Raw genomic sequence first — 22692 nt, forward strand, 5'->3', positions numbered from 1 at the left:
TTTATTTTTGTTTTTATTTTGAAAAAATTTGAGTGAGGGCCAAAGCATGCCGATACAACCTGGGCTCTACCAACATTACAAAGGTCCGCAGTACCGCGTTTTCAGTGTCGCGCGGCATTCGGAAACCGAGGAAGAAGTGGTCTTCTACCAAGCCCTGTATGGCGATTACGGCTTTTGGGTACGACCCTTGAGCATGTTCCTGGAGTCGGTCGAAGTTGACGGCGAACAGGTGCCGCGTTTTGCTTTGGTGCAAGCCGAAGAGAGCCTTTTTACCAAGCCATAAGCTGAGTGCGCGCAAAACCCTGCGCTTGACCTCACCTTGTAGCCACTATATATAGCGGTGCCGCGTCAGGCGCCAACCGCCTTTCACTTTTAGAATTCAGGAATTTTCTGATCCATGGGCAAATCGCTGGTCATTGTGGAATCCCCGGCTAAGGCCAAGACCATCAACAAGTATTTGGGCAACGAATACGTGGTGAAGTCGAGTATCGGCCATATCCGAGACCTGCCCACCAGCGGTTCGGCTAGCGCCAGCAAAGAGCCAGCCGCCAAGCGCGGCAAGGCTGCTGCGGGTGAAGCGCCGGCACTGTCGCCGAAAGAAAAGGCGCGCAAGCAGCTGGTCGCTCGCATGGGGGTCGATCCCGATCATGGCTGGAAAGCCAAGTACGAGATCCTTCCGGGCAAGGAAAAGGTCATCGAAGAGCTGCGCCGGCTCGCCAAGGATGCTGACACCATCTATCTCGCAACCGACTTGGATCGCGAGGGGGAAGCCATTGCCTGGCACCTGCGCGAAGCCATCGGTGGTGACGACAGCCGCTACAAGCGCGTGGTGTTCAACGAGATCACCAAGAAGGCGATCCAGGAAGCTTTCTCCCAGCCAGGCGAGCTGGACATCGATCGTGTCAACGCCCAGCAGGCGCGTCGATTCCTCGACCGTGTAGTGGGCTACATGGTTTCGCCGCTATTGTGGGCCAAGATCGCCCGTGGCCTGTCCGCCGGCCGCGTGCAGTCGGTTGCGGTCAAACTGGTGGTCGAGCGTGAGCGTGAAATTCGCGCGTTCATCCCGGAAGAGTACTGGGAAGTGCACGCCGATCTCGGCACCGCCAAAGGCGCGACCGTGCGTTTCGACGTCGCTCGCGAGAAGGGTGAGGCGTTCAAGCCGCTTAACGAAACCCAGGCCATGGCCGCGCTGGAGAAGCTCAAGGCTTCCAGCTACAGCATCGTCAAGCGTGAAGACAAGCCGACCAGCAGCAAGCCATCGGCACCGTTCATCACTTCCACCCTGCAACAGGCCGCGAGCAACCGCCTGGGCTTCGGTGTGAAGAAAACCATGATGATGGCCCAGCGTCTGTACGAAGCCGGCTACATCACTTATATGCGTACCGACTCCACCAACCTCTCGGCTGATGCCGTGGCGATGGCGCGTACTTATATTGAAGGCGAGTTCGGCAAGAAATACCTGCCGGACACCCCGAACGTCTACAGCAGCAAGGAAGGCGCACAGGAGGCTCACGAAGCGATTCGTCCGTCCGACGCCAATACCGAGCCGAGCAAGCTGTCGGGCATGGAGCGTGACGCAGAGCGGCTCTACGAGCTGATCTGGCGCCAGTTCCTCGCTTGCCAGATGTTGCCGGCGCAATACCTGTCGACTACGGTCACTGTCGGTGCCGGCGATTTCGAGTTGCGTGCCAAGGGCCGTATCCTCAAATTCGACGGTTACACCCGTGTCATGCCGCAAATCGCCAAGCCGGGCGACGACGATGTACTGCCGGACATGGCCCAGGGCGACGCGATGAAGCTGATCAAGCTTGATCCGACCCAGCACTTCACCAAGCCACCTGCGCGTTACTCGGAAGCCAGCCTGGTAAAAGAAATGGAAAAACGCGGCATTGGTCGTCCTTCGACCTACGCGGCGATCATTTCGACCATCCAGGACCGCGGCTACGTGGCGCTGCACAACCGTCGTTTCTATTCGGAAAAGATGGGCGATATCGTCACCGAGCGTCTGGCCGAAAGCTTCTCTCATCTCATGGACTACGGCTTCACCGCGGGCATGGAAGAGCATCTCGATGACGTGGCCCAGGGCGAGCGCGACTGGAAAAACGTGCTCGACGAGTTCTACGGCGACTTCAAGAAAAAACTCGAAGTGGCCGAAGGTGCGGAAAACGGCATGCGTGCCAATCAGCCGGTGATGACTGACATTCCGTGCACGACCTGCGGTCGCCCGATGCAGATTCGTACCGCGTCGACCGGTGTGTTCCTCGGTTGCTCGGGCTACAGCCTGCCACCGAAAGAACGCTGCAAGGCCACCGTCAACCTGGTGCCGGGCGATGAAATCGCTGCGGACGATGAAGGTGAGTCGGAGTCGCTGGTACTGCGTGGCAAGCATCGCTGCCCGATCTGCAGCACGGCGATGGACGCCTACCTGCTCGATGAGAAGCGCAAGCTGCACATCTGCGGTAATAACCCGGATTGCGATGGCTACGAAATCGAAGAAGGTGTCTATCGCATCAAGGGCTATGAGGGTCCGAGCCTGGAATGCGACAAGTGCGGCAGCGAGATGCAGCTCAAGACCGGCCGCTTCGGCAAGTTCTTCGGTTGCACCAATCCGACCTGCAAGAACACCCGCAAACTGCTGAAAAGCGGTGATGCGGCGCCGCCGAAGATGGACCCGGTGAAGATGCCTGAGCTGAAATGCGAAAAGGTCAACGACACCTACATCCTGCGCGACGGTGCTTCAGGTCTGTTCCTGGCAGCTAGCCAGTTCCCGAAAAACCGCGAGACCCGCGCTCCGTTGGTCATGGAAATCATTCCGCACAAGGATGAGATCGATCCGAAGTACCACTTCCTTTGTGAAGCACCGAAGAAAGACCCGGATGGCCTCCCTGCGGTGATCCGATATAGCCGCAAGACCAAGGAGCAATACGTGCAGACGGAAGTCGACGGAAAGCCTACGGGCTGGAAGGCGTACTACGACGGCGGCAAGTGGACCGTTGAAGACAAGCGTCCGGCAGCCAAGGCTTAAGCGCAAGCTTGTAGTGGGCCGACTCCGTCGGCCAGCGGGAGCAAGCTCCCTCGCCACAAAAGAAGGCCGCATGAGAACCCTCGGGTTTTCATGCGGCCTTTTTGTTTTGGGCTTGCGGTCGACTTGGGTGATCCACGACACTGTCTGACCTGCGTGAAGCATTATTTCGTTGTGGAGGCTGCCGTCATGGCCCACGAGCTTTATACCCGTACCAACCAGAAGATCTATTTCGCCGGCCTGTCGCTGGAAGCACTCGGCAGGGCTGAAGAGGGGCGGGCGATGAATTCCCTGGCGCTGATTCAGGCCGGTCGTGAATCGGCATTGTTTCATCTATACGGGGCGCTACTGGGGCTGTGCCATGAAATCGCCGGTTTCTATCGGTTGCCTCAGGCCAATGCCTCCCGGGCTGAGTCGCTGCTGACTCGCGAAGTGCTGGAAAGTATCGCCATTCCTGAAATGGCCGAGATGGTCGAACTGGCCAACAACCCGGAAACCTGGCTGGCCAAGCTGCTGGCGGCCCATGCAGCGCTGTTTCAGCCGCCACGGGCGCCGCGCAAACCGAAGGGGGACGTGACGCAGCCGCTGATTCAGGCGGTAAACCTGGATGAAGAGGAGGCGCCTGCAGAGCTGAGCCGTGAAGAGCTGGAGAGCTGGCGTCAGAACCTCAAAAGCCTGGCGATCCGTTTTCGCGAAGGCTTGAACGAGTGCTAAGGGGCTGAGTTTTTTAACGGACGACACGGAAGGCTGTCCGTTCAGGGAAGAGAGTTGTCAGACATTTCTCTTCGTGATGGCATCTTGTCAAGATCCCGAGCGAAGCCTGGCCGATGCCTATATAATCCCCGCCTTTCGTGGAGAACAAACCTTTATGCCAACGTCCTTTCTAGAAATTGTCGAGTTACCAGACGGCCGTATCGAGCTGCGCAGGGCTGAGGACGAGGGTTCTCTGGTTACTTTGGATTTCTCCGAGGACGCCAAAGCATTTCTGCAAGGCCAACACGTAGAAGTCGCCAAAGCGATGTTGAGCGTCGGTGTTCAGATGGCCGGTCGCTTGGTTGAGGGCGAATTCGAAAAGGAAGAGGGGCCGCGGGTTCTTCACTGATACCCGTTCGTCGTTTTTTCGAATACCGCTAGAGATTGGCTTCTCTGTCCCTGGAGAAGCCCTGCACCGTATTGTGTTAACCCAATCGAATATTCAGGCTTTGCGCGTCCCCGGTCCGGGCGGCGCTGATCAACTGTTGCCGTGAAGTGGTGCTTAGCGGGTTGAGCCAGCTGACTACCGTGTGACTGCGGCCGAGACGAAGGGCCTCACAGGTCAGTTGCTGGGCACTCTGCGTGCCACTTGGCTGGAGCAACAGGATGCGCTCGCGATTGAGTCCTGCGTCCCGTAACCAGGCCTGGGTCAGGCTGGCGGGTGGGGCGATCAGAGTCAGCCAGCGTGCATCCTGATCCTGGCTCAACTCCCGCAGGATCGGTGCCAGAAGGTTCAGGCAGTTCCCGGTTGCACCACGCAGAGACATTTCACTGAAGACCTCGGGTTCGGCGCTCCAGGGCGACTCGACCACTTCCTTCAGGATCGGCGCCAACGGCTGCGCCAGGAATGCCTCGAACAGCAGTGGCAGTTGGGCTTGCTGTGATGTGTGTGGGAACTGCATAAAGCCTCCTTTAGCGGCGAATGACGCCGACACTCAAGCCTTCGATCACCAGTTCCTGATCTTTAAGGTTTACTTCGATAGGGGCGAATTCAGGGTTTTCGGCAATGAGCCAGACCTTGCTGCCGTCACGCTTGAAGCGCTTGACGGTCACTTCGTCCCCGATACGTGCCACCACGATCTGGCCATTACGGGCTTCGCGGGTGGTATGGACGGCCAGCAGGTCGCCATCGAAAATACCCACGTCCTTCATGCTCATGCCATGCACTCGCAGCAAATAGTCGGCGCGTGGATGGAAGAACGCAGGGTTGATGTTGCAGGATTCTTCGACATGTTGCTGGGCAAGGATCGGCGCGCCGGCCGCTACCCGGCCAATGATGGGCAAGCTGGCGTCATCGGCCTTGGCTTCGAAACCGGGAATGCGAATCCCGCGGGACGCACCAGGCGTCATTTCGATTGCGCCTTTGCGGGCCAGCGCCTTGAGGTGTTCTTCCGCCGCGTTGGGCGATTTGAAACCCAGTTCCTGAGCGATTTCCGCGCGGGTCGGCGGGTAGCCATTGTCTTCCAGGCAGCGTTTGATAAAGGCCAGAATCTCGGCTTGGCGTGGCGTCAGCTTTAGCATATTGATCGCTCTGTTTTTTTATACAGTGACTGGGATTATATACAGTGAAACGGTCTTGGCAATGCCCGTTTTTCTGCCAACCGCCGGACGGTCTTTCAGCCTGCTGATTGAAGCTTTGCGGTTGTATGGTTAAATGTCTGACCGACCATTCCCAAAACGAACCGCCAGACTTGACAATGCACAGGCTGAAACGTATGTTTCAAACAAGTGTTTGTCAGGCGGAGTAGCCATGGCCCAGTCGGAAACCGTTGAACGCATTCTCGATGCTGCCGAGCAGTTGTTCGCGGAAAAAGGTTTCGCTGAAACCTCGTTGCGTCTGATCACCAGCAAGGCCGGTGTCAATCTGGCAGCGGTGAACTATCACTTCGGATCGAAAAAGGCGCTGATTCAAGCGGTCTTTTCGCGTTTTCTAGGGCCGTTCTGCATCAGCCTCGATAAAGAGCTCGAGCGGCGCCAGGCCAAGCCTGAAGTCAGGCCCACGCTCGAAGAACTGCTGGAAATCCTCGTCGAACAAGCCTTGGTGGTACAGCCCCGCAGCGGCAATGATCTCTCGATTTTCATGCGTTTGCTGGGCCTGGCTTTCAGTCAGAGCCAAGGGCATTTGCGTCGTTATCTGGAAGACATGTACGGCAAGGTGTTCCGCCGCTACATGATGCTGGTCAACGAAGCTGCGCCGCGCATCCCTCCCATCGAACTGTTCTGGCGCGTGCACTTCATGCTCGGGGCGGCTGCGTTCAGCATGTCCGGCATCAAGGCCTTGCGTGCAATTGCCGAAACCGACTTCGGGGTAAACACTTCCATTGAGCAGGTCATGCGTCTGATGGTGCCGTTCCTCGCGGCCGGCATGCGTGCCGAATCCGGCGTCACAGACACGGCCATGGCCACCGCGCAATTGCGTCCGCGCAGCAAATCGACATCGGTCGCCGCCAAGGTTTGACCGCGCACGGGTGGGCGCGGCAGCTGACATCCGTTAAGCTAGCCGCCCATGCCGACTCTCGTTCTGAATCCATTTCCCATTGATATCGCCGACCTGCCGGGCATTGCCCTCGGTGGCGAATTCGTGCGGGCTGGATTCATCGTTATCAAGGAATCTCTATGACTGCTGGCCTGCAAGGCTCGTTGATGGTGGACGTCGCCGGTACCTGGCTGACGGCCGAAGATCGCCACCTGTTGCGCCAACCCGAAGTGGGCGGCCTGATCATTTTTGCCCGCAACATCGAACACCCGCGTCAGGTCCGGGAGTTGAGCGCCGCGATTCGCGCCATGCGTCCCGATCTGCTGTTGGCGGTGGATCAGGAGGGCGGGCGGGTTCAGCGTCTGCGTCAGGGCTTTGTGCGGCTGCCCGCGATGCGTGCGATTGCCGACAACCCGAATGCCGAATACCTGGCCGAGCAGTGTGGCTGGATCATGGCTACCGAAGTATTGGCCGTGGGCCTGGATCTGAGTTTCGCTCCGGTGCTGGATCTCGATTATCAGCGTAGCGCTGTGGTCGGCACCCGTTCATTCGAGGGCGATCCGGAGCGTGCAGCACTGCTGGCTGGTGCATTCATCCGTGGCATGAACAGCGCCGGCATGGCCGCCACCGGCAAACACTTCCCTGGTCACGGCTGGGCCGAGGCGGATTCCCATGTGGCGATCCCGAACGACGAACGCAGCCTCGACGAAATCCGTGCCAACGACCTGGTGCCGTTCGCCAGATTGAGCAAGCAACTGGCCGCCGTCATGCCGGCCCATGTGATCTATCCGCAAGTCGATGCCCAGCCTGCCGGGTTCTCCCGTCGCTGGCTGCAGGACATCCTGCGTGGCGAACTGCAGTTCGATGGCGTGATTTTCAGCGATGACCTGTCCATGGCTGGCGCTCATGTGGTGGGCGATGCCGCCAGCCGCATTGAAGCGGCACTGACCGCCGGTTGCGACATGGGCCTGGTGTGCAACGATCGTGCGGCCGCCGAGCTGGCCCTGAGCGCCGCGCAGCGCATGAAGGTCAAGCCGTCACCGCGTATCGCGCGGATGCGCGGTCAGTCGTACGCGCGCACCGACTACCGTCAGGATCCGCGCTGGCTGGCAGCTGTCGGCGCGCTCAAAGACGCTCAATTGATTGATTAAGGACGGTTCGTTATGACGGTTTACGCGATTATCGGTGGTACCGGCCTGACTCAGCTCGAAGGCCTGAGCATTCGTCAGTCACTGGCGGTCGACACCCCTTACGGCACGCCTTCGGCCGAGGTGCAGATCGGCGAGTATGCTGGCAAGGAAGTGCTGTTCCTCGCCCGCCACGGTCATCCGCACCGGTTCCCACCGCACCAGGTGAACTACCGCGCCAATCTCTGGGCACTGAAACAGGCCGGAGCCGAGGCGATTCTCGCGGTCAATGCCGTGGGGGGGATTCATGCCGCGATGGGCACCGGACATTTCTGCGTGCCGCATCAATTGATCGACTACACCAGCGGTCGCCAGCACACCTATTTTGCCGATGACCTGGAGCAGGTCACGCATATCGATTTCAGCTACCCGTACAGCGAACCGCTGCGTCAGCAGTTGATTGCAGCGCTGGCGGCTGAAGGCGTTGGCTACAGCAGCCATGGCGTGTATGCCTGCACCCAGGGCCCACGGTTGGAAACAGTGGCCGAAATTGCACGCCTGGAGCGTGACGGTTGCGACATCGTTGGGATGACCGGGATGCCGGAAGCGGCCCTTGCCCGTGAGCTGGAACTGGATTATGCCTGCCTGGCGCTGGTGGTGAATCCGGCGGCGGGCAAGTCGACGGCAGTGATTACCATGGCCGAGATCGAGCAGGCTTTGCATGACGGGATGGGGAAGGTGAAGTCGACGCTGGCGCGGGTGCTGAAAGGCTGAGCCAGGCTTTAGATCTGGTTGAGCCCATCGCGGGCAAGCCTTGCTCCCACAGGCTTAATGTTGATCACATACTGAGTGATCGACTCAAAACCTGTGGGAGCAAGGCTTGCCCGCGATGGCGATCTCTCTGGCATCGCTATTCTCAACGTTTCTCGAGCTTGTCCGGCAACGGCGCAAACAACGCCTCGATGTCATCGCTCTGCAGTTTCCAGTCCCCGGCCTGGCGCCCATCCAGCACGCCGGCCGCGAGGTCGGATTTTTCTTTCTGCAGATGCTGGATTTTCTCCTCCACCGTGCCGCGTGCAATCAGCTTGTAGACGAACACCGGTTTTTCCTGGCCGATGCGATAGGCGCGGTCGGTTGCCTGATTTTCCGTTGCCGGGTTCCACCAAGGGTCGTAGTGAATCACGGTGTCTGCTTCCGTCAGGTTCAAGCCAACGCCACCTGCCTTCAGGCTGATCAGAAAAATCTGGTGTTTGCCGCTCTGGAAGTCCTTCACAGGCGTGCGCCGGTCGCGGGTTTGTCCGGTCAGGAGCGCGTAAGCCACGCCACGTTTGTTCAGTTCATCTTCAATCAATGACAGCATTGAAGTGAATTGCGAGAACAGCAAAATCCGCCGGCCTTCTTCGAACAACTCTTCGAGCATTTCCATCAGGCTATCGAGCTTGCCCGAAGTGCTGCCGCGAGCCGGCAGGGCGGCATCGTTGACCAGGCGCAAATCGCAGCACACCTGACGCAGTTTCAGCAGCGCCTCAAGGATGATGATCTGGCTGCGGGCCACGCCCTTGCGAGTGATCTCGTCGCGGACCTTCTTGTCCATGGCCAGGCGCATGGTTTCGTACACATCACGCTGCGCCTCGTTGAGTTCGACCCAATGAATGATTTCGGTTTTTGGTGGCAGCTCGGTGGCCACCTGTTCCTTGGTCCGGCGCAACAGGAAGGGTTTTATCCGACCGTTGAGGTGCTGAAGTCTTACTTCGCTGGTGCGCTTTTCAATCGGTACTCGGTAATCGCGGTTGAAGCTTTTCACGTCGCCGAGCCAGCCTGGCAAGAGGAAGTGGAACAGTGACCACAACTCGCCCAAGTGGTTTTCCAGTGGCGTGCCACTCAGGCACAAACGCTGTCGGGCGTTCAGCTCGCGGGCGGCCTGGGCAGCCTTGCTGTTCGGATTCTTGATGTATTGCGCTTCATCCAGTACCAGCACGTGCAGCGGCTGTGCGGCCAGGCGGTCGACATCCTTGGGCAGCAGCGCGTAGGTGGTCAGGATCAAATCGTAATCAGTCAGGTTTTCGAAATGCTTCCTGCGACTGGCGCCGTAGAGTGCCAGCACTTTGAGCTGCGGTGTGAAGTGGGCTGCTTCGTCGAGCCAGTTGGGAATCAGGCTGGTCGGCATCACCACCATGCAGGGACGATCAAGACGTCCGGCGTTTTTCTCACTGAGAACATGCGCGAGGGTTTGCAGGGTTTTACCCAGGCCCATGTCGTCCGCGAGAATCCCGCCGACCTCCAGTTGCCTCAGCGACTGCATCCAGCTCAAGCCTTCCAGCTGATAGGGGCGCAGTGTTGCGTTCAAGCCTTCCGGAACGCTGGCGGTGTAGTCCTTGATGTCGCGCAGGCGCTGGGCAAAGGTGCGTATCTGCTCACCACCTTCCCAGAGGAGAGGCAGGTCTTCCAGCGGGTTCAGGCGTGTGGCGTCGGCCTTGCTCAGGCGTAATGTGGTTTCACCGGGCTCTTGCAGGTAGAACTCGCCGAGGGTCGCCAGCACGGGCTTCAAGCGGCCGAAGGGCAGGGCGACTTGCAAGGGGCCGTGTTCGGAGTTCGGTCGATGGGGGATATTCACCAGGATCAGTTCGTCGTCGCGACGTCGGGCCAGGCGTTCGGGGTTGAGGATTTCGGTGTGCGAGCGCATCAGGTTCAGCAGGATCGGCAGCAGGCTCAGCCGTTCGCCGTTGACGATGATCCCCAGTTCCAGGTCAAACCAGTCACGCTCCGGTGCCTGTTCGACCGTAGCGTACCAGTCGTCCACCGCGGTCAAGTCGAAGCCGAAATCTTCGTTGATCTGCAACTCCCAGCCCTGGGTACGCAGCTTCGGCAGTTCATTGAGGGTGAAGGTCAGCCAGGCGCTGTCGTTGACCATCTCGAACAGCTCGCCGGCGCTTTCCGGCAAGGCCTTGCTTTGCCGGGTGGCGACTTTGAAGCCGAGAATCCGTAACTGTTCCCGGTAGGACTGTTCCACTTCCGGATGGCGTTTTATCCGCAGTGTCTGTGTTTCCTGGCGAATCAGGATGTCGGCATTTTTCTGCCCGGAAACGTATTCATCCAGATAGCTGAACGACAGTGCGGCGCGGTGCTGGATGTAGCGTTGCATCCGGCCATTGCGCGGTTCGAAGGCGCTGAACTCGATGCTCGCCAGCCACAGGCGCGGAACCGGTTGGACATTGTCCACCAGCAATTGCGGCAAGGCTTTAGGGCTACGGTTTTCCAGCACGGCCTGGAGTTTCTCAAGCAACTCGGCGTCTTTGGCGGCTGCGGGGTAGTCGAGGGTTTCCTGCACCTGCAGCAATACCGCTGCGCAGTGTTTGCAGTTGTTGTGGACCGGGCAGGAGCATGTGGCGTCGATCATCAGCAAAGTGCCTTTGGCTGACTCTCGCAAGCGAATGGTCTGACGGTAAACGTTACCGCCAGAACCTTCGCACGCCGCTATGATCGTTGCATCGCCGGCTTCGACGATCCTGACGCGATTCTCCAGCGCGTAGCGGCGGCCACGCTCCAGGCTCTGCTCCTTGAATCGGCTGACCCAGGAAGGTGCCAGGGGTTTGCTCAGGGTCGCGGACATAGGGGATCAATCAGTCCGGAATTTCTTCGGGGACTGGCCGAGGCGCGGGGGCTGTCAGCGAGGTGATCTTGATCAGCAGGCCGAGATGACCGGCATCGAGGAAGTTCAACTGCCCGTTTTTGGTATGGCTTTCTGTCTTCAGGCGTTCACTGGCAGTGACCAGGCCATCGGTGTTGATCTGGTTGACCCAGAAGTCGGCGTCGACGTCGGTGAAACGCCCCAGTTTCATGTTCAGCGTGCCCTCGATCGGGAACTGCCCGAACTGTTCCTTGCCGTCGCTGATCGCGACTTTGGTGGCCTCCTCGCCAAGGGTCTGTTGCCAGGTCTTGTGCAGCAACACCTCGTATTGATTGCTGGCAGTGAGTTTTTCCACCTCGCCGTTGAGGCTCGGCGAGCGCAGGCTGTCGGGGTTGATGCGTTGGGCGCCAGCATCCCAGTCTTCCGGTGCGGCACGGGTGACAATCGCCGGCACGGCATTCTGCCGCACCAGAATCATTTCAATCTGATACAGATCATCGGCAAACACCGAAGGTGCGACCAGCGTTATCAACAAGGTCAGTGAACGAAACAGGCGCATGCGGCGTCCTTCAAGCAGTTTTCGGGATGAGGCGCTCGAACAGCGCCTCTACAGTATTAAAGCGCTCTTCCGGGCGCTCCATCGGGACCATGAACTTGAACATCGTGGCGCCTTCGAATTTGTAGCGTTTGGGCTGGCTCTGGATCAGTTTGATCAGGGTCAGCGGGTCGACCGGGGTTTGCGTCGCGAACTCGACCCGACCGCCTTGCGGGCCGCCGTCGACTTTCTTGATGCCCAGCAATTCGGCCTGCAATTTCAGGGCGGTGATGCGCATCAGGTTCTTGGTCGGCTCGGGTAGCAGGCCGAAACGATCGATCATTTCCACTTGCAGATCCTTGAGGCCTTCCTCGTCAGTGGCCGAGGCGATGCGCTTGTAGAGAATCAGGCGTGCGTGGACGTCCGGCAGATAGTCCTCGGGAATCAACGCCGGTACACGCAAGTTGACTTCCGGACCGCCGCCCAGCGGTTGATCGAGGTTCGGCTGTTCGCCCTTGCGGATCGATTTCACGGCGCGCTCGAGCATTTCCATGTACAGCGTGAAACCGACGGCCTGGATCTGCCCGCTCTGCCCATCGCCGAGCAGTTCGCCGGCGCCACGGATTTCCAGGTCGTTGGTGGCGAGCACGAAGCCTGCGCCGAGGTCCTGGGTATTGGCGATCGCTTCCAGGCGCTTTTCGGCGTCCGGGGTGATTTGCTGGCGCGGCGGCGTCAGCAGGTAGGCGTAAGCCTGGTGGTGACTGCGCCCGACCCGGCCGCGCAACTGGTGCAGCTGCGCCAGGCCGAACTTGTCGGCACGCTCGATGATGATGGTGTTGGCGCTCGGCACGTCAATGCCGGTCTCGATGATGGTCGAGGCGATCAGCACGTTGAAACGCTTGTGGTAGAAGTCGCTCATCACCTGTTCGAGTTCGCGTTCGCGCATCTGCCCGTGGCCGATGCCGATCCGCGCTTCCGGCACCAGTTCGGCGAGGTCGGCGGCGCATTTCTCGATGGTTTTCACGTCGTTGTGCAGGTAGTAAACCTGACCGCCACGCAACAGTTCACGGAGCAGGGCTTCCTTGACCGTGCTCTTGTTCTGTTCCATGACGAAGGTCCGCACGGACAGGCGTCGGGCCGGTGGCGTGGCAATGATCGACAGGTCGCGCATGCCCGACACCGCCATGTTCAGCGTGCGCGGAATCGGCGTGGCGGTCAGGGTAAGGATGTCGACTTCGCTGCGCAGGGCCTTGAGCTGTTCTTTCTGGCGCACCCCGAACCGGTGCTCTTCGTCGATGATCACCAGGCCCAGGTTTTTGATTTTCACGTCGTCCTGCAGCAGCTTGTGCGTGCCGATGACGATGTCGATCTTGCCTTCGGCCAGATCCGCGACCGCCGCGTTCACTTCCTTGGCCGACTTGAAGCGGCTCATCACTTCCACAGTCACCGGCCAGTCGGCAAAGCGGTCGCGAAAGCTGTTGTAGTGTTGCTGGGCGAGCAGGGTGGTCGGCACCAGAATGGCCACCTGACGACCGCCGTGCACGGCGATGAATGCGGCACGCATGGCCACTTCGGTCTTGCCGAAACCGACGTCGCCGCACACCAGGCGATCCATTGGCTTGGGCGCGAGCATGTCTTCGCGCACGGCTTCGATGGTGGTCTGCTGGTCGGGGGTTTCTTCGAACGGGAAACCGGCGCTGAACGTGGCGTAATCGGCTTTCGGATCGGCAAAGGCATAGCCTTCGCGGGCAGCGCGACGGGCATAGATGTCGAGCAGCTCCGCCGCGACGTCGCGCACCTGTTCGGCCGCCTTGCGCTTGGCTTTCTGCCAGGTCTCGGAGCCGAGGCGGTGCAGCGGGGCCAGTGCATCGTCACTGCCGGTGTAGCGGGCGATCAAATGCAGGTTGGCCACCGGCACGTAGAGTTTTGCACCCTCGGCGTATTCCAGTGCGAGGAATTCAGCAGTCTGGCTATCGATTTCCAGCGTCGCCAGGCCCAGGTAGCGGCCGACACCGTGATCGATATGCACCACCGGCGCGCCTTCGCGCAGCTCGGTGAGGTTCTTGATGACGGCATCGTTGTTGGCGTCGGCGCGTTTTTCGCGACGACGGCGTTGCATGACGCGCTGGCCGAACAACGGGCTTTCGGCAACCAGTGCCAGGGCCGGATCGTCCAGCAGCAGGCCTTCATCCAATGGCGCGATGGTGATTGCCAGACGTTCCTTGCCGGCCACAAAGTCCGGCCAACTGTCGACGGTCTTCGGCCGCAGTTTCAGGCGTTCCAGCAGTTCCAGCAGCACTTCGCGACGGCCCGCGGATTCGGCGGTAAACAACACGCGTCCGGGGAATTCGTCGAGGAAACCCGAAAGTGCCGCCAATGGCTGTGTGGCCTTGGCTTCGATGGCCAGGTTCGGCAGTTCTCGCGCCGGGAAACGCTCACGGCCGGCACCGGTTTCCACGTCCTGTTGACTGGCCACCACTCGCGGCCAGTTTTTCAGGCGTGCGAAGCAGTCTTCCACCGGCAAAAACAATTCGGCGGGTGGCAATAAAGGACGGGATGGATCGACGCGGCGCTCTTCATAGCGATTTCGAACGTCGTTCCAGAAGTTTTCCGCGGCCTGCTCGATGCCCGGCAGCGAGAACACTTGCGTGTCCTGGGGCAGGTAATCGAACAGCGTCGAAGTTTCCTCGAAGAACAGCGGCAGGTAGTACTCGATACCGGCCGGGGTAATTCCGCTGCTCAAGTCCTGGAAGATCGGGCAGCGACGGAAATCGACATCGAAGCGCTCGCGAAACCGTGCCTTGAAGCGGGTCACGGCTTCTTTTTGCAGCGGGAACTCTTTTGCGGGCAATAGCTTGACCGAGTCGACCTTGTCGATGGAGCGCTGGTTTTCCGGGTCGAAGGTGCGCAGGGTTTCGATTTCGTCATCGAACAGGTCGATGCGATAAGGCAACTTGCTGCCCATCGGAAACAGATCGATCAGCGAGCCGCGCACGGTGAATTCGCCATGCTCGTAGACGGTATCGACATAGCGATAACCGGTGGCCTCGAGCCGGGTGCGCATCTGCTCGACGTCGAGCTTCTGGCCGACATCCAGCACCAGGCTGCTGCCGAGCAGGAATTTGGTCGGTGCCAGGCGGTGCAGGGCGGTGGTGATCGGCACCACCAGCACCCCGTGACTCAGCTCCGGCAATCTATAAAGTGCCGAGATGCGCTGGGAAATAATGTCCTGGTGCGGCGAAAACAGATCGTAGGGCAGGGTTTCCCAGTCCGGGAAATGCAGCACAGGCAAATCCGGGGCGAAAAAACTCAGCTCCTGTTCCAGCCGTTCGGCACTTTGGCTATCGGCGGTCAGCAGCAGGGTAAAGCGCTTGGCAGCGCTGGCGGCCTCGGCGATGGCCAGGCTCAGGGAAGCACCGGGCAGGTTGCCCCAATGCTGTTTACCTGCCGCGGCAGGGAGATGCGGTAGACGCAGAACGGGCACGGAAGGTCGAGCTCCAAGCGTTGCGACAAAGTCGGTAATTGTAGCGGTCCAGGGTGCCGGCTGTCAGTTGCAGATGTGTCTAATACGCGGGTGAGGCGAAATGTAGTGGTAATGACAAAATCGGGCCGTTTTTTAACGGAAATTAACGAATATGTAGTGGCAAAATGAGGTGGTGTTACGGATGGTTACGGACAAGGCAGCGCTGTCCCCAAAAAATTGACGATGCTGGAAGCCCCGGTTTCATTGGGCTTCAGCGAAGCGTAATTTTTTTGAACAGGATTTTGTTACGGGCAGTGCGACAAGCGCGCATTGCTACGTGAGGCACGGAGCGGCATAATGTAGCCCCTTTTTTCTGCCCCTACATGTGGAAGGTTCCCGTGACTCAGAAGCCCGACCAGTGTCTTGGTGAATGGATCGACCGTGAAGCACTCGCAGAAGCGATGATTCCGCTTATCGGTCAGCTCTACCGCAATAACAACGTGGTGAGCTCGATCTATGGCCGCAGCCTGATCAACCGCTCGGTGATTTCGATCCTCAAAGCGCACCGCTTTGCCCGTCATCGCCAGACCGACGAAACCGAACTCTCCGTCCACGAAACGTTCCCGCTGCTCAAGGCGATGAGCGAGCTCAAGCTCGGCGCCGCCTCGGTAGACCTGGGCAAGCTGGCGGCCAAATTCAAGGCCGAAGGCAATGGCCGTACTGCCGAGCAGTTCGTCCGTGAAGAAATGGCCGACGTGGTTGGCCAGCAAAACGCTTCCGCCCGCAAAGGCACTGACGTTGTCCTGTACGGCTTCGGTCGCATCGGCCGTCTGCTGGCGCGCATCCTGATCGAGAAAACCGGTGGTGGCGACGGCCTGCGTCTGCGCGCCATCGTCGTCCGCAAGGGCGCCGAGAACGATCTGGTCAAGCGTGCCAGCCTGCTGCGCCGTGACTCGGTCCATGGTCCGTTCGATGGCACCATCACCATCGATGAGGCCAACAACACCATCAGCGCCAACGGCAACCTGATCCAGGTGATCTACGCCAAGAGCCCGAGCGAAGTCGACTACACCCAGTACGGCATCGAAAACGCCCTGATCGTCGACAACACCGGTGTATGGCGTGACGCTGACGGCCTGGGCCAGCACCTGGCCTGCCCGGGCGCTGCTCGCGTGATCCTCACCGCACCTGGCAAGGGCGCGCTGAAGAACATCGTTCACGGCATCAACCACGGCGACATCACCCCTGACGACAAGATCATCTCGGCCGCTTCCTGCACCACCAACGCCATCGTGCCGGTGCTCAAGGCTGTCAATGACAAGTTCGGCATCGTCAACGGCCACGTCGAAACCGTTCACTCGTTCACCAACGACCAGAACCTGATCGACAACTTCCACAAGGGCAGCCGTCGTGGCCGCGCCGCTCCACTGAACATGGTGATCACCGAGACCGGTGCCGCCACCGCAGCCGCCAAGGCGCTGCCAGTGCTCAAGGGCAAGCTGACCGGCAACGCGATTCGCGTTCCTACGCCGAACGTGTCGATGGCTATCCTGAACCTGAACCTGGAAAAGGCTACCACTCGCGAAGAGATCAACGAGTACCTGCGCCAGATGGCCATGCACTCGGATCTGCACAAGCAGATCGACTACGTCAGCTCCCAGGAAGTGGTTTCCACCGACTTCGTTGGCTCGCGCCACGCAGGCGTCGTGGATGCTGAAGCGACCATCACTCAGGATAACCGCGTTGTTCTGTACGTCTGGTACGACAACGAGTTCGGTTACAGCTGCCAGGTGGTTCGCGTGATGGAAGACATGGCCGGTGTAAACCCGCCAGCATTCCCGCGCTAAGCCTTAGCTGCACATGAAAACGCCCCGACTTTGGTCGGGGCGTTTTTGTTTGTGCGGTGTGTCAAATGCAGGTGTGTTGCCTGGACCGGCCTCTTCGCGGGCAAGCCTTGCTCCCACAGGTATTGCGCTGCCCTTGTGGGAGCGTGCGATGCGGCGACCCGACTTGCCCGCGATGGCGATTTATCAGGCACCACCTGCTACCGCGGCCTTCGCCGTCCGCAGCTCATGCTTGTTGCCACGGAACAATACCAGTGTCGCAATCAGCCCCAACACCGCCGCCGCACTCAGCCAGATCCCCGGTGCCGCTTTGTTGTCCAGCACATGGATCAGATAGGTACAGGCCGCCGGTGTGAAACCGCCAAAGGTCGCCGTCGCCAGGCTGTAAGCCAGAGAGAAACCGGTCGTACGCACTTCCACTGGCATGATTTCGGTCAGGGCCACGACCATGGCGCCGTTATACGAGCCGTAAAGGAACGACAGCCACAACTCGACGATTAGCAGATGGCTGAAGCTCGGGTTCGCCACCAGCCACGATAGCGCCGGATACGCCGTGAGGATCGCGAGGATGGTCGCCGCCAGCAGCAGGGGTTTGCGCCCGATTCTGTCGGACACCGAACCCATCACCGGCAGCCAGAAGAAATTCGACAGACCGATACACACCGTTACCAGCAACGCATCCATGTCCGACAAATGCAGTTCCGCTTTACCGAAGGTCGGGGTGTAGGCAGTGATCAGGTAGAACGACACCGTGGTCATCACGACCAATGCCATGCCGGCGATGACGATGCCGAAGTTCTGGCTGATCGATCGAACGATATCTCGCAGGGTAGGGCGATGTTTGCGTGCCTTGAATTCAGGCGTTTCTTCCAGGGAGCGGCGAATCACGAAGATCACCGGCACGATCATGCAGCCGATCAGAAACGGCACGCGCCAGCCCCATTCACCCATTTGCTCCGGACTCAGCCAATGGTTCAGGCCCACACCCAGCAACCCGGCGAACACCACGGCTGCCTGCTGGCTGGCGGACTGCCAACTGACGAAGAAACCCTTGCGGCCCGGCGTGGAAATCTCGGCCAGGTACACCGAGACCCCGCCCAATTCCACGCCCGCCGAGAAGCCTTGCAGCAGGCGACCGAATAGCACGATCAGTGGAGCGGCAACGCCGAGGGTGGCGTAGCCGGGCACACAGGCAATCAGCACCGTACCGGCAGCCATCAAGGCCAAGGTGATGATCAGCCCTTGGCGGCGGCCATGGCGGTCAATGTAGGCCCCAAGAAAAATCGCCCCCAGCGGGCGCATCAGGAAGCCGGCACCGAAGGTGGCCAGCGACAACATCAAGGAAGCGAAAGCACTGTCGGCGGGGAAGAAGGTCTTGGCGATGGCTGTGGCGTAGAAGCCGTAGACCATGAAGTCGAACATTTCGAGAAAGTTACCGCTGACAACGCGAAAAATCGCTTTGCCTTTGCCCGTATTGGAGGACATTTGAACGTACTCGCTTTTAGCTGTCTTGTCGGAAATCCTTGATTTAGACGCGTCCCTCTCTGTCGCTCGGGACGTCAGGTATCCTTGGCAACAGTTTGTAACAATATGTGTGGAGAGATAGATAGGCAACAATTAGTTAGCTTGCTGTTTATATGTTTTTGCCATTTCACTGACGTGAAATGCTTTCTCAAGCGAATGAGAAACCTGTGGGAGCGAGCCTGCTCGCGAAGACGATAGATCAGCTGGCATTTATGTTTGACTGGCACACCGCTTTCGCGAGCAGGCTCGCTCCCACAATGTTCTATCGCATAATGGCTGGTCTTGGCGTTGGGCCAGGAGAGGGGGCGTGGGGATGCAAGATTTGTTGAAATGGCGGCTTTATGGTCTGGTGATTTTGATTGTCGCGTTATCCGCCTGCGACAACGGCGACTCCCTGGAAACCTTCGGCGGCCCGACCATGGGCAGCACCTATTCAGTCAAATACGTGCGTCACGCCGGTCTTCCCGCTCCTGCGCAGGTCCAGGTCGAAGTCGAAAAAATCCTGGCTGAAGTCGACCAGCAGATGTCCACCTACCGCAGCGACTCCGATATCGCACGCTTCAACCAATTACCCGCCAACCGTTGTCAGAACATGCCCGCGCCGATCCTCGAATTGGTCCGCGTCGGTGAGCAGCTGTCAGAGCAAAGTGAAGGTTCCTACGATTTGACGGTGGAACCGCTGCTCGATCTCTGGGGCTTTGGCCCCCAGGCTCGCGAAGAAAAAGTCCCGACCGCCGAAGCGCTTGCACAAGTGCGCCAGCGGGTGGGTCACGCGCATTTGCGCATAGATGGCGATCAGCTGTGCAAGGACGCCGCCGTCGAAGTCGATTTCAACAGCATCGCCGCCGGCTACGCGGTCGACAGGATCGCTGCAAGGCTTGAAGCACTGGGCATTGGAAACTACCTCGCCGAAGCCACTGGCGAGCTCAAGGCGGCCGGCAAGAAACCCGATGGCTCGCCGTGGCGCATTGCCCTGGAAGAACCTCGCGACGACCAGCAAGTGGCCGAGCGCATCATTGCCGTCGACGGTTACGGCCTGTCCACATCCGGCGACTACCGAAATTTTTTCGAGCAGGGTGGGCAGCGTTATTCCCATACCTTCGATGCCCGTACCGGTGCGCCGGTCGCGCACGCACTGGCGTCCGTCACGGTGATTCATCCTTCAGCGTTGATGGCCGATGGCCTGTCGACGCTGTTGCTGATTCTCGGCCCGGAGCGCGGATGGGACTACGCAGAAAAACACGATATAGGCGCATTTTTTGTGATTCGTGCCGATACAGGTTTCGTCACACGCACCAGTCACGCTTTTGCACGCCTCAGTGGCGAAAAAACCGAGTGATGGCGGCGGTTCAAGCATTGAAAACTGGCGTTGTAGTGCAGGCAAAAGTAGCCTACGACGCGACCAAGGGTTAATGTGCGCGGCGTTGACGCTTCTATAGACTGTGTCCGGGTTCTGCACTGGCCCCAAATTGTTCCTTCACGCCACAGATCGGCGTGATTTAGCCGCAGGTGCCGATGGCGCCGCGGCCTGTTCTGAGGAGTACGCATGGCTGTCTACAACTACGACGTGGTGGTGTTGGGTTCCGGCCCGGCGGGAGAAGGCGCGGCAATGAACGCCGCCAAGGCAGGGCGCAAGGTGGCGATGGTCGATAGTCGTCGTCAGGTCGGCGGCAACTGCACCCACCTGGGTACCATCCCGTCCAAGGCACTGCGTCACTCGGTCCGGCAGATCATGCAGTTCAACACCAACCCGATGTTCCGGGCTATTGGTGAGCCGCGCTGGTTTTCGTTTCCGGACGTGCTGAAAAGCGCTGAAAAAGTCATCTCCAAACAAGTTGCTTCGCGTACCGGTTACTACGCCCGCAACCGCGTCGACGTATTTTTCGGCACCGGCAGCTTCGCCGACGAGCAAACCATCGAAGTGGTTTGCGCCAATGGCGTGGTCGAAAAACTGGTGGCCAAGCACATCATCATCGCGACCGGCTCGCGTCCGTATCGTCCGGCCGACATCGATTTCCATCACCCGCGTATCTACGATAGCGACACCATCCTCAGCCTCGGTCACACTCCGCGCAAACTCATCGTTTACGGCGCCGGCGTGATCGGTTGCGAATACGCATCGATCTTCAGTGGCTTGGGTGTACTGGTGGAACTGGTGGACAACCGTGGCCAGTTGCTGAGTTTCCTCGACTCGGAAATTTCCCAGGCCCTGAGCTACCACTTCAGCAACAACAACATCACGGTTCGCCATAACGAAGAATACGACCGCGTCGAAGGCGTGGACAATGGCGTGATCCTGCACCTCAAGTCCGGCAAGAAGATCAAGGCCGACGCCTTGCTCTGGTGCAATGGTCGTACCGGCAACACCGACCAGTTGGGTCTGGAAAACATCGGCGTGAAGGTCAACAGCCGTGGCCAGATCGAAGTCGACGAGGCCTACCGCACCTGCGTGCCGAACATCTACGGGGCCGGTGATGTGATCGGCTGGCCGAGCCTGGCCAGTGCCGCCCACGACCAGGGGCGTTCGGCTGCTGGCAGCATCGTCGACAACGGTAGCTGGCGTTTCGTCAATGACGTGCCGACCGGCATCTACACCATTCCGGAGATCAGCTCGATCGGCAAGAACGAGCAAGAGCTGACCCAGGCGAAGGTGCCGTACGAAGTGGGCAAGGCGTTCTTCAAGAGCATGGCGCGGGCGCAGATCGCCGGCGAGCCGCAAGGCATGCTGAAGATCCTGTTCCACCGCGAAACCCTGGAGGTGCTGGGCGTGCATTGCTTCGGCTATCAGGCGTCGGAGATCGTGCACATCGGCCAGGCGATCATGAACCAGCCGGGTGAACAGAACACCCTGAAGTACTTCGTCAACACCACGTTCAACTACCCGACCATGGCCGAAGCCTATCGGGTAGCGGCGTACGACGGCCTCAACCGGCTTTTTTGAGCGGCTCCGGCCGGTGGCCTGAGCCGGCCGGGGAGACCGATTTCAGCAATTCTCGAGCGTGGCAGTGGCCAAACCGGGAAAGTCTGTAATCAGGCTGTCAACGCCGAAGTCGGCGAGTCTGCGCATCAGCGCGGGCTCGTTGACGGTCCACACCGACACATGCAGCCCTTGACGCTGCGCCCTTTGCAGGCGTTCCGGCGTGCACAGGGTCCAGTTCAGCGCCAGAATTTCACAGCCATAGCTGGCCGCGACCTTCAATGGGTCGAGCCAGGCGTACTCGGCCACCAGCCCGCGGGATACGTCCGGCACCAATTCCAGCGCGGCTTTGAGCACTTCGCGGGAGCTCGAGGTAATGGTCACCTTGTCCATCAGGCCATGACGCTGGACCATTTCGCGAATCGCCAGCACGGTGGTCGCGGCACGCGTCCGTGATGCACTTTTGACTTCCAGCTGCCAGTGATCGAAGTCGCATTTCTCGAACAGTTCTTCCAGCGTCGGAATCGGGCAGGGTTTGATCCAGCCTGGACCACCCTTGCGTGCGTCATACGTCACAAGTTCGGCTGCCGTGTGTTCGACGACCTTGCCGCGACGGTCAGTGGTGCGCTTGAGTGTCGGATCGTGGATGACCATCAGTTCGCCATCTCTGGACAGGTGCAGGTCCAGTTCGCAACGGCGAACGCCGTGCTTGAGACATTCCTGAAAACTGGTCAGGGTGTTTTCCGGTGCTTCGCCCTTGGCGCCGCGGTGGCCGTAGATAAGGGTCACGGTTCTTCCTTAAATTAATTGCCTGATTCGAGTAGTTCGCGGGCCTGGCGTCGTTCCTGGGCCTGCTTCTGCAAGATGTAGCGGGCCAGCAGTTGCCGCTGGGCATCGGTCAGATGCTCGAACTCGGTGCCGACGTCGTAACCATCGCCCTTGCGATCGCAATGGGTGACGCGAGCGCGCAGCAACAGGCCCAGCGCTTGCGGCATGAGCACAAGCTTGACCGACAGGCGTGCACCGGCGGCAATCGGGACAGGGTGCTGGAAGTCGATGCCGCCTTCGGAAATGATGACCGGCTGCGGTTCGCCGATCTGCCCGAGTACGGTGAGTGCGATCACCTGACTGAGTAAATCAATGCGTTTGTTCTGGGATTTCAGGAATGCGGAGAGGTTGCGGTCACGCTCGCTGATCTGGCGCAACAGGTGTTGCGACTCGAATTCGCTCAGGTGCAATTCGCTAAGCACATTGAAGAGTGGGGAAGCATCCTGCAACACTTCCTGGCCTGCGGCTTCGGGAGCGGACAGGGGCCGAATTTCCAGTGCGATCGTGTCCTCGATACGGTAGTATTCGCGGCGATCTTCTTCATCTAATGTCGACATGGCGAACCCATGGTAGCG

Annotated in this window: 18 protein-coding genes; 10 read left to right on the forward strand and 8 right to left on the reverse strand. The window is 59.5% G+C overall.

All coding sequences use genetic code 11. The features are described 5' to 3' along the window. The first annotated feature begins 46 nt into the window (after positions 1-46). The 4 genes from LAB08_RS08440 to LAB08_RS08455 all read left to right on the forward strand — a co-directional run bounded on the left by LAB08_RS08440 (position 47) and on the right by LAB08_RS08455 (position 4124). The gene (locus tag LAB08_RS08440; RefSeq protein ID WP_007986363.1) at positions 47-283 is read left to right on the forward strand and encodes a DUF1653 domain-containing protein; all 237 of its coding nucleotides are present in this window, start codon (positions 47-49) and stop codon (positions 281-283) included. 114 nt (positions 284-397) lie between these two features. Beyond that, a complete protein-coding gene (gene topA, locus LAB08_RS08445) occupies positions 398-3025 on the forward strand; it encodes a type I DNA topoisomerase (protein ID WP_096512655.1) in 2628 nt (875 codons plus the stop codon). Positions 3026-3211: 186 nt separating this feature from the next. Continuing rightward, on the forward strand, positions 3212-3736 hold the full coding sequence (locus LAB08_RS08450; RefSeq protein WP_096512654.1) for a DUF6586 family protein: 525 nt from the start codon (positions 3212-3214) through the stop codon (positions 3734-3736). 154 nt (positions 3737-3890) lie between these two features. Then, a complete protein-coding gene (locus LAB08_RS08455; RefSeq protein WP_096512653.1) occupies positions 3891-4124 on the forward strand; it encodes a hypothetical protein in 234 nt (77 codons plus the stop codon). 76 nt (positions 4125-4200) lie between these two features. Here LAB08_RS08455 and sulA read toward each other — a convergent pair whose 3' ends face one another. Both sulA and lexA read right to left on the reverse strand, forming a co-directional pair. Continuing rightward, positions 4201-4677, reverse strand: a complete 477-nt coding sequence (gene sulA, locus LAB08_RS08460; protein WP_096512652.1) for an SOS-induced cell division inhibitor SulA — start codon at positions 4675-4677, stop codon at positions 4201-4203. A gap of 10 nt (positions 4678-4687) precedes the next feature. Continuing rightward, positions 4688-5296 (reverse strand): transcriptional repressor LexA, encoded by a 609-nt coding sequence (gene lexA, locus LAB08_RS08465; protein ID WP_096512651.1) that lies wholly within the window; start codon positions 5294-5296, stop codon positions 4688-4690. 229 nt (positions 5297-5525) lie between these two features. Here lexA and LAB08_RS08470 point away from each other — a divergent pair, with 229 nt between their 5' ends. The 3 genes from LAB08_RS08470 to LAB08_RS08480 all read left to right on the forward strand — a co-directional run bounded on the left by LAB08_RS08470 (position 5526) and on the right by LAB08_RS08480 (position 8152). Further along, the gene (locus LAB08_RS08470) at positions 5526-6233 is read left to right on the forward strand and encodes a TetR/AcrR family transcriptional regulator (RefSeq protein ID WP_096512650.1); all 708 of its coding nucleotides are present in this window, start codon (positions 5526-5528) and stop codon (positions 6231-6233) included. Positions 6234-6391: 158 nt separating this feature from the next. Next, complete coding sequence (gene nagZ, locus LAB08_RS08475) at positions 6392-7402, forward strand: beta-N-acetylhexosaminidase (protein WP_096512649.1); 1011 nt, start codon at positions 6392-6394, stop codon at positions 7400-7402. 12 nt (positions 7403-7414) lie between these two features. Next, on the forward strand, positions 7415-8152 hold the full coding sequence (locus tag LAB08_RS08480) for an S-methyl-5'-thioinosine phosphorylase (protein ID WP_096512648.1): 738 nt from the start codon (positions 7415-7417) through the stop codon (positions 8150-8152). 142 nt (positions 8153-8294) lie between these two features. Here the strand turns inward: LAB08_RS08480 and LAB08_RS08485 are convergent, their stop codons facing one another. From LAB08_RS08485 to mfd, 3 genes are read right to left on the reverse strand one after another with little or no spacing between them, the layout of a single operon-like run. Further along, entirely contained in the window at positions 8295-10988 is a 2694-nt protein-coding gene (locus LAB08_RS08485; RefSeq protein WP_096512647.1) for a DEAD/DEAH box helicase, read from the reverse strand. A 10-nt stretch (positions 10989-10998) separates the two neighbouring features. Continuing rightward, positions 10999-11565, reverse strand: coding sequence for a CsiV family protein (locus LAB08_RS08490; protein ID WP_096512646.1), 567 nt, complete (start codon positions 11563-11565; stop codon positions 10999-11001). Between the two features lie 10 nt (positions 11566-11575). After that, a complete protein-coding gene (gene mfd / locus LAB08_RS08495; RefSeq protein ID WP_096512645.1) occupies positions 11576-15025 on the reverse strand; it encodes a transcription-repair coupling factor in 3450 nt (1149 codons plus the stop codon). A gap of 362 nt (positions 15026-15387) precedes the next feature. On the opposite strand from mfd, the gene LAB08_RS08500 reads away from it, so the two are divergent. Then, on the forward strand, positions 15388-16851 hold the full coding sequence (locus LAB08_RS08500; protein WP_096512644.1) for a glyceraldehyde-3-phosphate dehydrogenase: 1464 nt from the start codon (positions 15388-15390) through the stop codon (positions 16849-16851). 183 nt (positions 16852-17034) lie between these two features. Here the strand turns inward: LAB08_RS08500 and LAB08_RS08505 are convergent, their stop codons facing one another. Then, positions 17035-18333: an MFS transporter gene (locus LAB08_RS08505; RefSeq protein ID WP_096512643.1), complete on the reverse strand. Its 1299-nt coding sequence runs from the start codon at positions 18331-18333 to the stop codon at positions 17035-17037. 352 nt (positions 18334-18685) lie between these two features. Between LAB08_RS08505 and LAB08_RS08510 the strand changes: the two genes are divergently transcribed. Together LAB08_RS08510 and sthA are read left to right on the forward strand one after the other, a co-directional pair. Next, complete coding sequence (locus tag LAB08_RS08510) at positions 18686-19711, forward strand: FAD:protein FMN transferase (RefSeq protein ID WP_096512642.1); 1026 nt, start codon at positions 18686-18688, stop codon at positions 19709-19711. A 207-nt stretch (positions 19712-19918) separates the two neighbouring features. Further along, the gene (gene sthA, locus LAB08_RS08515) at positions 19919-21313 is read left to right on the forward strand and encodes a Si-specific NAD(P)(+) transhydrogenase (protein ID WP_007972111.1); all 1395 of its coding nucleotides are present in this window, start codon (positions 19919-19921) and stop codon (positions 21311-21313) included. 42 nt (positions 21314-21355) lie between these two features. Here sthA and LAB08_RS08520 read toward each other — a convergent pair whose 3' ends face one another. Beyond that, entirely contained in the window at positions 21356-22078 is a 723-nt protein-coding gene (locus LAB08_RS08520) for a glycerophosphodiester phosphodiesterase (protein ID WP_096512641.1), read from the reverse strand. Positions 22079-22092: 14 nt separating this feature from the next. Next, positions 22093-22674, reverse strand: coding sequence for a PilZ domain-containing protein (locus LAB08_RS08525; RefSeq protein WP_096512640.1), 582 nt, complete (start codon positions 22672-22674; stop codon positions 22093-22095). Positions 22675-22692: the final 18 nt, after the last annotated feature.

Origin of the sequence: Pseudomonas izuensis, from assembly GCF_002356535.2 — a bacterium.
GTDB lineage: Bacteria > Pseudomonadota > Gammaproteobacteria > Pseudomonadales > Pseudomonadaceae > Aquipseudomonas > Aquipseudomonas izuensis.